Source organism: Rossellomorea aquimaris, assembly GCF_000935355.1.
Classification (GTDB): domain Bacteria; phylum Bacillota; class Bacilli; order Bacillales; family Bacillaceae_B; genus Rossellomorea; species Rossellomorea aquimaris_B.
Map to the genome: position 1 here is coordinate 21,042 of NZ_JXZC01000012.1, position 13,595 is coordinate 34,636.

Genomic DNA, 13,595 nt, shown 5'->3' on the forward strand with positions numbered 1-13,595 from the left:
TGATGAGAGATGAGGATCCTGTTCCTCTGTTTACTAATGACTATTTCCTTTCATGCTTCCGTTTCAGCCCGAAACATCCTGCCCCTTCCAGCCCATCATAATGAACTGGCAATCGTTATTGATGATTTAGGTAACGATATGAAGGGAACAGAAGAGATCCTGAACTTACCCGTCACCTTGACGATTGCCGTTATGCCCTTTCTGCCAACAACCAGGACAGATGCGGAAAAGGCACATGGGCTTGGGCATGAGGTCATCGTCCATCTACCCATGGAACCGATGTCAGGGAAAGCGAGCTGGCTTGGCCCCGGGGCGATTACCACTTCGCTTTCAAATGACGAAATCCGGAAAAGAGTAGAAAAGGCGATCGGAGAAGTCCCCTATGCAGTAGGAGTCAATCATCATATGGGATCAAGGGCCACTGCCGATGAGAGGGTCATGAGGATCGTTTTAGAGGTATGCAAGGATAAGGGGTTATTTTATTTGGATAGTAAAACAACGGGAAAGAGTGTCATTCCCAAGCTTGCAAAAGAATTAGGCGTTCCATTTCTTGAAAACGAATTATTCTTTGATGATGTCTATACCATCCAGCATATCGGAAAGCAAGCCAAGATTCTTTCGAAAGAATTAGACAGTGACAACTCAACCATTGCCATTGGTCATGTTGGGGTTACAGGGATCAAGGTTGCCACAATGCTCGAAGAATTTATTCCTCTCTATGAGAAAAAAGCATCCATTGTCCCCCTGTCAGATTTAATACCTGAGTATCATTTGATTGATGAGAGCATGCCTTAAATGGTGTGCTTTTTTTGTGGTCAGAAAGGATTAGTTTTATCCCTATCAATCGAACTAAACATTCTAAATATTACGAAAATAAGTAGTCCTTTTCATCTGTTTTCATATGGATTTGGTGACAAGTCTTCTCTTCTATGTTAAAACATATAAAACCATAAAAAGAAATTAATGGTAATAAAGTCCGGGAGGCTGTTAGTGAAATGAAAAAAAATCTTCTACTAAAATCTGTTTTTATTGGTGCATTAGGATTAGCTATGATTACGCCAACCGCATCTGCCCATGACGTATTAGACGATGTTTCAATTGAAAAAGGAGCGGAAGCCGGTAGTCTTGCTGTCATCCCGCAGTTAGAAGGAAGTAAAAACGTGAGCGGCTGGAACGAAGTAGCGGCTGTCCAGTTAAAAGAAAAGGATGGAGTTCAGAATAATACCGCAGATGTTTATGCCCATAAAAATTTTGCTTATGTTGGAACCCATACAAGTAATGGTGGAAACGGTGGCGTAAGAGTATTTGACTTAAAAGATCCTTCAAACCCGATTGAAGTTGCTTCTTTTGGAGATGAAATTCCGGGTACATGGCAGGAAAAAGTTGTTGTAAAGCAAGTGAATACGAAGGATTTTACAGGTGATTTAGCTGCGGTAAGTGTACAACGGCTCGATCGAAGTAACCCTGACTCGGTTGGTGGAGTACTATTGTATGATGTAACAGATCCATATCATCCTAAGAAATTAGGTTTCTGGGCAGTTGATCAGCGAGCATCGGGTACCCACGAGTTGTACTTGGCGAAACAGGGAGACCGAGCATTTGTACTGGCAGCAAGCAATTATGCGGATTACTACACACATGGGGAAAAGAAGGATTTCTCACTAGTAGAAGTTACGGACCCTGCCAACCCGAAAACGATTTATGAATTCGATCCGAGACAACTTGATGAAGTTCCGGATGACTTTAATGGCTATCATTGGAATGCACCCGACGGCAAGGTCCGTCCTGTTTTCAACCATAGTGTCATGACGGATGAGAATGCACAAACCGCATTCCTGTCATTTTGGGATTTAGGGACAATCATGCTGGACATAAGCGACCCGGACAATCCTGAGTACTTAGGACGTACTGAATTTGCTTCACTACAACAAGGTTCTGCCCACTCTGCCCAAGTAGCGAAAGGGGGAACCGTGCTTATTGAGACGAGAGAGGTCTATGCTCCTAAAAGAGAAGGGTATGAAGAGTCATACGGGTATACGAGAATCTTTGATATTAAAGATAGATCCAACCCTAAATTATTAAGTGATTTCAAAACGGATTTAGTCGACAATGTCGAGGATGGGGTTACATTTGCAAACACAGTTCATGATCCTAAAGTAGTAGGGAACACCCTCTACCTTTCCCACTATGCTGGAGGAGTAAGAGCGGTTGATATCTCCGATCCTTCAAAGCCAGAAGAGATCGGAAGATATGTACCGGAAAACTCATTTGTATGGGGCGTATTTGCTAACCGGAACTATATACTTGCTTCCGACATGGGAACAGGTTTAAAGGTGATTCAGAAAAATAATAAATCAGAGTAAATCCCTAATGGCTCTGCGATAAAGTCGTTCTTTGTCGTGGAGCTTCCTTAAGCGGAAGAATTTGATCTCCATTGTAAATGTTATATTAAACCAATGCTTATTTTTTTGTAAATAGAAGACTCTCCCTTATAATCAGAAGGTGAGAAGGAGATGAGCCGATATGGATTATGCAATTGTGACAGGAGCAACAAGAGGCTTGGGAGAGTCGATTGCCAAGCTTTTTATCGAAAAGGGCATAGGGCTGATCAATGTTTCGCGATCAGATAATGAAAGACTGCGAAAGCTTGCCGGGGATAAAGAGGTATCGTATGATTTCTTACCGTGCGATCTTGCAAAAGCAGGAGAAACAGAAGCGGTCTTCCGTGAAGCTGGTAAAAAGGTATTTGGATATAACCCTGGCAAAGTGTATGTTGTCCAAAATGCCGGTGTGGTGACACCAATCAACCCTTCTGGTGAAGTAGAGAACCAAGCTCTTGAAACGAGTGTGCATGTGAATTTACTATCTCCCATGATCGCAACCAATGAGATGATAAAAGCAGCCCGGGGTTCTGACTCGAAGATGATCATGATCAATATCAGCTCTGGAGCAGGAAGTCGCCCTGTATATGGCTGGAGTACGTACTGCGCAACCAAGGCGGGTGTGAACATGCTGACAGAAACTGTAAGCTTAGAGCTTTCTAAAAAGCATAGCCGACATCAAGTGATTGCCTTCAGCCCGGGTGTGATGGATACAGACATGCAAGGAGAAATCCGTTCATCCTCGAAAGAAGCCTTTGCCGATGTCGAATCCTTTCAGCGCTATAAAGAGGAAGGAATGCTCCGTGAAACAAATACCGTGGCGGATGCGCTGGTTAAGCTTGTGACAGAAAGCGAACTTGAAAGTGGCAAGCTTTATCATGTAAATGATTTATTATAAAAAGAGAGCAGATTCCTGGAAGGGGATCTGCTTTTTTCTTATCAAAAAGCTCATTTCGTAAAGTTTGTTGTTATTATAGAAGAGAAAGTACTAGTTGATTTCCGCTCCAGGATGCTCGCTTTCCGCGGGGCTGGCGGTGAGCCTCCTCGGCTGCGCCTCCGGGGTCTCACCTGTCCAGCTATTCCCGCAGGAGTCGAGCATCCTTCCGCTCCAATCAACTTTCTGAGCATGAATCCTTAATCGAAAACAATTAAAAGAAGCTTTCTAGCAAACAATCTCATTTAAGTTAAGGAGAGATTGTTTCTCTTAAGGAAGTATCTTTTAAGTAATTTTGTTTTCTAGCACAGTTTGAAGCTCTGTCACAAAAAAACTGTAAAAGATGGTGAGGGGAACTGCGCAGACTCCTGCGGAAGTACGGGCGTGCCGAGACCCCGGAAGCGAAGCTGAGGAGGCTCGGCCGAACGTCCGCGGAAAGCGGAGCAGTTCCCCTCACCATCCAGCACTCACTAATTGACAGAGCCTTAACAGTGCTTATGTTAAAAAGCAACAATCTTTGCGAAAAGAGAGTATCAAAAAAAGAGACAAACCCCAAAGGATTTGTCTCTCTACTCTCATCTATTAAGATCGAACCGGATTTGCATCAGGTGCTGATTTGCGAGTGAACTTAGGAAGTGCAAATCGAATGGCAATAAGTCCGCAAACAGCAATCAGGACAGGGTAGAAAGCATATGGAATGATGCTGATCGGTGATATGCCTGCAACTTCAGCCACTAACAGAGCCTGTGCTCCGTAAGGGATCAATCCTTGAACGGAACAAGAGAAAATATCAAGGATACTGGCTGATTTCCGGGCATCAACGCCATAGTTCTCACTGATCGTTTTAGCAAGCGGGCCGGCAATGATGATCGAGATCGTGTTGTTTGCTGTGCAAAGATTAGTAGAACTTACTAATCCTGCTGTAGCAAGCTGTGCTCCCTGAGGAGACTTGATTTTGCGAGTGGCGTGATAAAGTAAAGCCTGAATTCCGCCGTTATGGCGAATGAGTTCGACAACTCCGCCTATCAGCACAGAAAGGATAACAATCTCTGCCATGCCAGTCATCCCATCGGCTACACTCCCGAAATAACTGGCTGGGGTAAAGCTTCCATCAATGAATCCAATGATTCCAGCTAAAACAATTCCGCCTAACAAAACGACAAACACATTTAATCCTGCAAGAGCACCGATGATAACTCCAAGGTAAGGCAGAATTTTGATCCAATTAAAGCTTTCCGCTCCGACAGTCGACTGATTCCCCATAGTAAGAAAAAGGAGAATCACTATTGTGACGATGGCAGCAGGTAATACAATAAAGAAGTTGACTTTGAATTTATCTTTCATTTCCGTTTTCTGTGTACGAACAGCTGCAATAGTTGTATCAGAAATAAATGATAAGTTATCTCCGAACATCGCACCTCCAATGACCGTTGCCATGGCAAGGGGCATAGAAATATCTGTTCCTGAACTAATCCCGACACCGATTGGCGCGAGTGCCGCGATCGTCCCCATAGATGTTCCCATCGATAACGAAATGAAAGCAGCGATAATGAATAATCCCACAATGATCAAGTTACCAGGCAGCACGGAAAGGGCAAAATTCACGGTTGAATCAACAGCGCCCATCTTTTCAGCTACTCCTGAAAAAGCCCCTGCTAAAAGGAAGATAAAGACCATGATCATGATATCAGGATGACCGGCTCCTTTAGCGAAACGCTCAATCTTAGCCGTTAACGTTTCTTTTCGGTTCATCAACAGACCTACAACGGATGCAATGATAATGGATACTAATACAGGAAAGGCATAAAAGTCTCCTGAAATGATGCCTGCTCCAAGGAACAGAGAAACAAATATGATTAAAGGCAGTAATGCCAATAGATTTCCTCTTTCTTGATTCATTCCTAACACTCCTTTGTCATCGTTCAATTTACTAACATACAAAAAACCTCTTCCCAAATAAATAAGAAGAGGTTTCAATAGAACGAAACACTCCCCTTATCTTTCAAGCATTTCGCTTGCTGGATGTGGCACAGCACTCAATATGAGTCCGCTGCCGAGACATCGCAGGGCCAGTCCCTCCGTCTCTCTGGATAAGAAGATATGTTATTTAGTTGATTTAAAATATACTTCCATACTTTAAAGGGTTTACTCGAAAAAGTCAAACGGGAAATTTTTCTGAACCAAAAGCGAAGGCGGCTCGCTCAGTCCCGACAAGCATAAGACAAGAACGCTGGAAAGGCGCCATTTGCCTTTTTAGCGTTATTGGCTTATGACCTCGAGGGACTAGCCGCCGCAGCTGGATGAACCAAAAGCGAAGGCGGCTCGTTCAGTCCCGACAAGCATAAGACGAGAACGCCGGAAAGAGCTTTGGAAAACATGACTTTATCCATAATAAGGCATAAACTCATGGACAATTGAACGTTCAAGGTCTACTATAAGGAAGACAAAAACATCTTGGGGGATACGGTAGTGGAAAGAAATGTACGAAATCAAATTTTTACCTTGCAAGGGTTCTATTTATTAACGTTCTTCGGTGTAGGTAGTTTATATCCCTTACTCAGTGTGTATTTGAGCGAAAGCGTAGGGTTAAATGGTTATCAGATTGGAACGATCATGTCTGTAGGTCCCATCATGATGATTTTCTTCCAGCCTATTTGGGGAATGGTCAGTGACACAACTAATCGTCCTACCGTGGTTCTTGGTTTAACCTCTTTAGTGGCGGGAATCTTTGCACTCGGTTACTTGTTTATGGACTTTTACTATGGCCTGCTTCTAGTGGCCATTCTAGTCGCAATTTTTCAAAGTGCAATCATTCCCGTATCAGATAGTATCAGCTTGAAGTATACAAGTAAAGTCCGGTATAACTACGGTAATATCCGTCTGTTCGGTTCATTGGGCTTCGGGATTGCTGTCTTTATGATGGGGAAACTTTCGGAAGGTTTCATCGGTCCCACCATCATCTTTTACTCTTTCTTTATCTGTCTAGTATTATCAGGATTCCTTTCCTTTCGGTTTCCTAAAGAGAGAGCGGCAGCAAAGCTTGATTTAAAAGCAGGGATGAAAGAATTATTTACAATGAAGAAATTCCTCATTTTCTTAGCTGTAACCTTCTTAGTATTCGGTCCAAACCTGGCCAATAATGTTTACTTCGGCTTATTTGTTGAGGATTCTGGGGGGACGTATGCCGGAATCGGTCTTGCGTTTTTAATCGCTGTCTTATCAGAAGTGCCCTTTATGAGGATTGCCGGGGGATGGATTGATCGGTTCGGACTTTTAACAGTTGCTGCGTTAGCGGGTGCTGCGTCCATGCTCCGTTGGCTCTTTTACTTTACAGAGCCAAGCCTTTGGCTGGTTTATTCATCGGCGGTTATGCAAGGTCTGGCCATAGGGCTATTCATTCCGGCCGGATTGCGCTACATTAAAGAAATCACTCCTTCCCATATTACAGCAACAGCCGTTACCGTGTATTCAGCAATCGGAAACGGGTTGGGGAATTGGTTCAGTACCTTTGTCGGTGGTTTTATCTATGAAACGTATTCCATTTACACGGTGTACTTATTCTTCGCAGTCTTATCCCTATTAGGTATTTTCCTTTGCTTCGTTCTCATGAAAGAAGAGAAGAAGAATGCACTTGCCTATTGATTTATTATTTCCAGACGTCTAATGAGAGTCTCTCTCTTAGACGTCTTTTCTATTTGTTAGAAAATTTAAATAAATTATAATATAGGAAGGATTTACCTATACCGGCGTATAATAATATATAGAAGCAAACTATTTTGTGGGTGATGACATAATGAGGATCAAATGGGTTTTCATAATAGGGATAGTCCTTTTACTTACAGCATGTACACCCGAGCAGACATTTCAAAAAGACCGATCAAGCAAGACAGTACTCACGATTGAACCTTATGAAGTAAACGCAAAAGAAAAAGAGCTGATTATGTTCACCGGGATTCAGGATATTCAATATTTTGAGATGGACGGAAATCTTGGAGAAGGTGATGATCTGCAAAAGACGCTTGAGGTATATGAAAATGGAAAACTTGTGGAGAACGATCCTTTTTCTTCTAATCAAGTGGAGTACCTATTCAAGCAGTCTCTCTTATCCTTTGGATTTACTTCAGATGAGGAAAAGTTCAAGTTTATACATGGCAGTGAAGGTGGAACGTTTACCATGGTGAATGATTTCGGACCTAGTGGATATACCTTTAGCAGTCTTCTTTCAAAAAAAACCACCTTAGAGAAAGGTCAGCCCCTATATTTGTATGCTATTGCAGGAACCGAAGACGGTCAAATTTCAGGGTTAACCCTTGATGAGAAGGGTAAGCCTTCAGGAGGAATCCTGGAAGCAGACAAAGCGTATGTATTCAAAGTCATGGTAACCGACCGTTCAACAGAATAAATTATCCAAAAGACGAACGGCAACGGTCTTCAAAAAAGTAATATGAAAAGGTTTTGATCATCTTGAATTGTGGTACAAGTAGGATAAGATATTTAAAAAGTAATCTCTTAAATGCATCGATTAATAGTTATTAATTTCTAAAATACCAATAAAAATAGCGTCTAATCTATAGAAAAGGGGATTTTAAAATGGAGAATACATTCGTCTACTCAAAAGATAATGCCAACCTTGGAGATACCGTCCAATTTAAAAGAAAGAAGAATGTCATCAATGGTGTGGTGACCACTCTTAGAGAAAACACGGTCATCGTCAAAATGGATAAAGATGTGGCAAAAAAGCTGGATTTACCAGACGACCAAACCGTTGTGGCACATAAAAACTATGTCGTCATTGAAAGAGCTGAAAATGATTCACAACCTGTATTTGTATATGATGGGTGGAATAGCGCATTAAAAGCCTAAGCCCCCTCCGCAAAGAAAAAGATCCCAACACGCCTTCACCATGAGCATGGCTTAAGACGTCTTAGGATCTTTTTTATTTTAATTTACTATTTACATATTCCTCAACCATTTTAGTGGTGACAAGCTTTCTTTGGGGCACGACACCTTGTCGGGCAAGGGCGTTGATTTCATTGGTCACCTGATTAATCTTATCCGTTGTAAACGGTTGTTCAGCTAAACAAAGCTGGACAGCTTCGTCGATTTCTTTTTCTCTACGTTCATCCAATAGCATAAACTGTTGAACCAGTTGATTTTGTTTACTAGAATGTTTTGAAATGTCTTTATGTACACTCATGATTTCATCCCTCTCTGATTTGACGCATTATACCCTCTATTATGCCTTTATCAACCTACTCATGGCAATGTCCAAATACTACTTCTATAAGATAGGGGACAGGAGCCTTGAAATCGACTCCTTCAGTTTAATCATTAAAGGTCTTTCATTATATCCGTCCAGTGTCAATTCTCTACTCTTTTCAATATCGTTTATAAACACAGCACTGAGATTTTCAGAGAGAGTTTGGTCATATAAAAAGGCATTGACTTCAAAGTTGAGGCGAAAGCTTCGAACATCGATATTGGCTGTACCGACAGAAGAAATGGTGTCATCCACTACGATGGTTTTGGCATGAATAAAGCCATTCTCATAAATATATATTCTCACTCCTGCCTTCAGTAATTCTCCGATATAGGAATAAGTCGCCCAGTAGACAAATAAGTGGTCAGGCTTGTTTGGAATCATAATGCGTACATCCACTCCCGTAAGCGCGGCAATCCTTAATGAATCCAACAGGCTCACGTCCGGGATGAAATAGGGGGTTTGAATATAAATGGACCTCTTCGCTGAAGAAATCATCTTAATATATCCATTTTTTATCTGCTCCCATTCAGAGTCGGGACCGCACGTCACAATCTGGACTCCGACATGGCCGGAAAAGGAAGACTGCGGGAAGTATCGTAAATCGTAGGCAATCTTCTTCGAACGGCTGGCTTGATTCCAATCCAGAATAAACCGTGTCTGCATGGCAAGTGTTGAGCTCCCGACAATCCGCAGATGAGTATCCCGCCAATAACCGAACTTAGGATTCAAGCCCAAATATTCATCCCCAATATTAAAGCCGCCTACATACCCGACCTTCCCATCGATAATCACCAGCTTTCGGTGGTTACGATAGTTTAGGCGGAGATTGATAAAGGGGATTTTCGAAGGGAAAAACACCGCTACTTCACCGCCTGCAGCAAGAAGTTCTTTAAAGAATCCTCTTCTTGTGCGCCGCGAGCCCATTTCATCATATAAAACGCGGATCTTTACGCCTTGTTTAGCTTTCTCAGTAAGCTTCTCCAGGATTCGCTTACCTAAGTGGTCTTTCTTAAAGATATAATATTGAAGATGTATATGATCCTGTGCTGCATCCATGTCTTCTAATAAGGACTCAAATTTGTCCTCCCCATGAGTGAACAACTGTACTGCGTTATCCTGGGTCAAAAGAGCTTCATTATTCAAGAGATGCATATAAATAAGGTCCTGATATCTGGAGGACGTTTCATTTTTAAAAGGGAATCGGTGTTCTTTCAGGGAGTGGATCTGCTTTTGAATCAAATCTTCAATGCCGATTTTCTTCATATCTTCCCAGTCGAATAAGCGCTTTCTGCTTAAGTTCTGACCAAAGATTAAATAAAGAATAAAGCCAAGAAGGGGAATGAAAAACAGGACCATAAGCCATGCCCAGGTCGCACCGGCATCTTTTCGCTCCAGGAAAATGATGACGCCAGCGAGGACCAGGTTAAGAACAAATAAAACCCCTAAAAGAGTAGATAGGATACTCATAGTATGTAAGGCTCCTTTAACTAGCTTTCTATAAGTAGTATACCTGAGAATGGAATAGAAAAAAATGACAAAGAAAAACAGAGCAGACTGTCAGCCTGCTCTGTTCGGTAGGATTCTTTATTCATTCACAGCTTTTTTACTCATCTCGCGTCCGCGTGTTGGCCAGCTTTCGACACCCTTTAAACCTGGAATATCATCTGCATAGAAGATCGGGTCCAACCCTTGTCGACGCTGACTCATATAGTTGTCCAAGGCTTTAAAGGCAATTGGTGCTAAAATACCGATGGCAATCAAGTTGGTAAGGGCCATTAATGCCATGGAGAAGTCTGCCAAGCTCCAAACAATATCAAGGCTTGCAACAGAACCGAATATCACCATTCCCAAAGCAATAAAGCGATATATCAGAAGTCCGGTCTTACTCTTATTGATGAATGGAAGATTGGCTTCCCCGTAATAATAGCTTCCAATGATGGAACTAAAGGCGAAGGTGAAGATCGCAATCGCTAAGAAAATACCAGCCCATGAGTTAAAGTGCTCAGACATGGCTGCTTGAGATAGCTCGATACCTGTCAGTCCGGAACCGTACGCATCTGAGGTTAAGATGATAAACGCGGTTGCAGAGCAAACGAGCAGCGTATCAAAGAATACACCAAGTGCTTGAATGAACCCTTGTTTGACCGGATGAGAAACAGATGCTGTAGCGGCAGCATTCGGCGCACTACCCATACCAGCTTCATTAGAGAATAGTCCTCGTTTTACACCGTTCATAATCGCGGCTCCAATTCCGCCACCAACCACTTGTTCAAATCCAAATGCACTTTTGAAAATAAGTGCGATGACTCCCGGCATTTCCGTAATATTCGTAATGACTACAAATAAAGCTAATACAATATAGAAGACCGCCATGATTGGAACAATGATGGAAGAAAAGGTCGCTATACGTTTAACGCCCCCGAAGATGATGAGTGCAGTCAAACCGGCTAACACAATACCGATAACAAACGTATTGATTCCGAATGAATTACTAAAAGCCGTTGCGATGGTGTTACTTTGAACCGCGTTAAAGGTTGTCCCAAAGGAAAGGATGATGGTGACAGCAAAGATCGAACTCATCCAGGGCTTGCCCAGTTGTTTCTTCATATAGTAGCCGGGGCCGCCTTTAAATCCAACCTTATCCTTTTCTTTGTAAATCTGGGCCAGTGTACTTTCGACAAAGGCGCTGGCTCCTCCCAGAATGGCGACAAGCCACATCCAGAAGACAGCTCCAGGTCCCCCAATTGCTAAGGCAATGGCTACTCCTGCTAAATTACCTGTACCAATTCGAGTACCTGCTCCAATAAAGAATGCTTGCAGGGATGATATTTGCTTTTCCCCTTCCGCCTCGACTACATCTTTATCTCCTAATAATCGAAGCATTTCACCAAAGTGGCGAATTTGAACGAATTTAGATCCGATAGTGAAGTATAATCCTAAAATGAGGAGTACTCCTATTAAAACATACCCCCATAATATTGAATTTGCTTCCGTGACTAAATTGTTTAAAATATCCATGATAACCCCCTCAGAAATTTGTGTCGGTTACGCTTAACATTATCTGAAAATTTAAAATAAAAGTCAAGTTATTATCTGAATATTTAAATATTACCAGTTAGGTATTTAGGAGGACGAACTATTTTGTCATAATAATTAAGGGATTTTTCAATGGGGTGGGTCTAAAGTAGAGTTAGATGAATTATTCTAAAATAATATATTCCGGTCTTTTCGGATAATATTTTTTTATTTGGGGATGACGGACTATTTAAAAACCACAATATAAAACAAACAATAGAAGTTTAGATTCTCAATACCGCTAATGATTTCCGTGCAAGACTACGCTTTCCGCGGGTAGCCCGTGAGCCTCCTCGGCAAGCCTGCGGGTAGAAAAGCGGAAGGGCTTCGCTCAGAGGCGGTTGGCATAAGGCGGAGCGACCTTGAAGGCGTTCTTTGCCTTCATGGACGATCAGACTTATGACATTTGCCTCTAAGCCCTATAGCTGGACAAGTCTCACATAAGCTACTTTTCCCGCAGGAGTCTTCGTCTTGCACTCCAATCAACCGCTAGAAACAGCTAAAATCAAATGAATCAAAAACAAATAATAAACCCGAACAAATCTGCCTACTAAAAAGCAGATTTGTTCGGGTTTGACTTAGGATAAAATACTTTTGTCCCAACCTCTAAATAGGTTAAAGTGTCCTGCTTACCCATTCGGCAATCCAGGCGCAGGCGACGGCAGCGTAAGTTCCCACTACGTTGCCCAGTATCCCCATCAATAGTCCTACAGGAGCAAGAGAAGGCTGAAATACAGAGGCTACAACAGGAGCCGAGCTTGTTCCGCCGATGTTTCCTTGAGATCCTACAGCTACGAAGAATAGAGGGGCCCGTAGTAAGCGTGCCACTAAGAAAATAATCATCACATGAATGGCTAACCATACAATCCCCATTGCGACGTATTGAGGAGAATCCCATACATAAGCAAGGTCGGCTTTTGCTCCAATTGTTGCAAGCAATAGATAAATTCCTGCGTATCCGATTTTACTTGCACCATAGTTCTCCAGGGTGCGGATTTTAGTAAAGGAGAAGATGATCCCGACCGCCGAAATGATCATAATCGTCCACGTTCCGGCAGAGAGTACATTTGAGACCGGTAACGTTTCTGAGAACTTTCTTACAACGTAAGCGACTCCGAATCCTAAACCAATAATGGCAGCAAGGTAGGGAACCTCGATAGGCTTGGCATTTTTACGTTGGATTTCTCCCATATCCTCATTCACCTTACGGATGATCGAGTTGTCCGCTTTATTCCATTTATCGAATTTATGCTGGAAACCTGCCAGGGCAATCATGATTCCCATCCAGCTATATCCGACAACGGTATCAACGACAATAATAGGCGAAAGAATTTCTTTCGGTGTACCAGTAGCTTCAATCATGGCTGCCATATTGGCACTCCCGCCAATCCAGCTTCCAGCGAGTGCCGCTACGCCAGTCCATGCGTCCTCAGGAAGAAACGGCTGGAAGATGGCTAAAGCGATGGGTCCTCCGATCACGACACCGAGGGTCCCGGCAAGGAACATCGTAATCGCTTTCGGACCAAGTTTTAATGTTGCGGGAACATTCGCGGAAAGAAGCAGCAATAGTAATCCCACTGGCAATATGTAAGCCGATGTAAAGTCATATAAAGATGACTGATCCGGGATGATTCCAAACGTTGTAGACAACATCGGAAGGAAATAAGTCCAGATTAACGGGGGTGCATAGTGAAAGAACTTCTGTAAAAAAGGATTTTTCGACTCCCCTAGAATGAACACAAGACCTACTAAGGCAGCCAGATAAGAAAAGATTGCCATAGGTTCTTGAATTAAGATAGTGTCAAAACGCCACCACATAGTAAAACCTCCTTAAAAATCGATAACAAGGTTTACTATAACATTGAAAACGGTTACTATTTAGAATTTTAATAAGTGCTAATCTTTATTCAATACAGAATATAACAGGGATTAACGGAAGGAA

The 13,595-nt window shown here is 42.4% G+C and carries 11 protein-coding genes and 1 riboswitch; of the genes, 6 read left to right on the top strand and 5 right to left on the bottom strand.

Going from position 1 to position 13,595, the window contains the following annotated elements; translation table 11 throughout:
• Positions 1-9 precede the first annotated feature (9 nt).
• The 3 genes from TV75_RS19045 (at position 10) to TV75_RS19055 (ending at position 3,279) form a co-directional block, all read left to right on the top strand.
• Positions 10-795, top strand: coding sequence for a divergent polysaccharide deacetylase family protein (locus tag TV75_RS19045; RefSeq protein WP_044340388.1), 786 nt, complete (start codon positions 10-12; stop codon positions 793-795).
• A 200-nt stretch (positions 796-995) separates the two neighbouring features.
• Complete coding sequence (locus TV75_RS19050; protein WP_044340389.1) at positions 996-2,363, top strand: LVIVD repeat-containing protein; 1,368 nt, start codon at positions 996-998, stop codon at positions 2,361-2,363.
• Positions 2,364-2,523: 160 nt separating this feature from the next.
• Complete coding sequence (locus tag TV75_RS19055; RefSeq protein ID WP_044340390.1) at positions 2,524-3,279, top strand: (S)-benzoin forming benzil reductase; 756 nt, start codon at positions 2,524-2,526, stop codon at positions 3,277-3,279.
• Between the two features lie 618 nt (positions 3,280-3,897).
• Here TV75_RS19055 and TV75_RS19060 read toward each other — a convergent pair.
• Positions 3,898-5,214, bottom strand: coding sequence for a Na+/H+ antiporter NhaC family protein (locus TV75_RS19060; protein ID WP_044340391.1), 1,317 nt, complete (start codon positions 5,212-5,214; stop codon positions 3,898-3,900).
• Positions 5,215-5,307: 93 nt separating this feature from the next.
• Positions 5,308-5,412: riboswitch (SAM riboswitch) on the bottom strand.
• 372 nt (positions 5,413-5,784) lie between these two features.
• Between TV75_RS19060 and TV75_RS19065 the strand changes: the two genes are divergently transcribed.
• From TV75_RS19065 to TV75_RS19075, 3 genes are all read left to right on the top strand, one after another.
• Positions 5,785-6,957 (top strand): MFS transporter, encoded by a 1,173-nt coding sequence (locus TV75_RS19065; RefSeq protein WP_044340435.1) that lies wholly within the window; start codon positions 5,785-5,787, stop codon positions 6,955-6,957.
• Between the two features lie 151 nt (positions 6,958-7,108).
• A complete protein-coding gene (locus TV75_RS19070; RefSeq protein WP_044340392.1) occupies positions 7,109-7,717 on the top strand; it encodes a hypothetical protein in 609 nt (202 codons plus the stop codon).
• A 188-nt stretch (positions 7,718-7,905) separates the two neighbouring features.
• Entirely contained in the window at positions 7,906-8,178 is a 273-nt protein-coding gene (locus tag TV75_RS19075) for a DUF2187 family protein (protein WP_052504622.1), read from the top strand.
• A gap of 73 nt (positions 8,179-8,251) precedes the next feature.
• Here TV75_RS19075 and TV75_RS19080 read toward each other — a convergent pair whose 3' ends face one another.
• The 4 genes from TV75_RS19080 to TV75_RS19095 form a co-directional block, all read right to left on the bottom strand.
• Positions 8,252-8,512 carry a DUF2533 family protein gene (locus tag TV75_RS19080; protein WP_044340393.1) on the bottom strand — a complete coding sequence of 87 codons (261 nt, stop codon included), beginning with the start codon at positions 8,510-8,512 and terminating at the stop codon, positions 8,252-8,254.
• Positions 8,513-8,596: 84 nt separating this feature from the next.
• The gene (gene cls / locus TV75_RS19085; RefSeq protein ID WP_044340394.1) at positions 8,597-10,045 is read right to left on the bottom strand and encodes a cardiolipin synthase; all 1,449 of its coding nucleotides are present in this window, start codon (positions 10,043-10,045) and stop codon (positions 8,597-8,599) included.
• 117 nt (positions 10,046-10,162) lie between these two features.
• Positions 10,163-11,596 carry an alanine/glycine:cation symporter family protein gene (locus TV75_RS19090; protein ID WP_044340395.1) on the bottom strand — a complete coding sequence of 478 codons (1,434 nt, stop codon included), beginning with the start codon at positions 11,594-11,596 and terminating at the stop codon, positions 10,163-10,165.
• A 672-nt stretch (positions 11,597-12,268) separates the two neighbouring features.
• Complete coding sequence (locus tag TV75_RS19095; protein WP_044340396.1) at positions 12,269-13,471, bottom strand: DUF819 family protein; 1,203 nt, start codon at positions 13,469-13,471, stop codon at positions 12,269-12,271.
• Between the last annotated feature and the right edge of the window lie 124 nt (positions 13,472-13,595).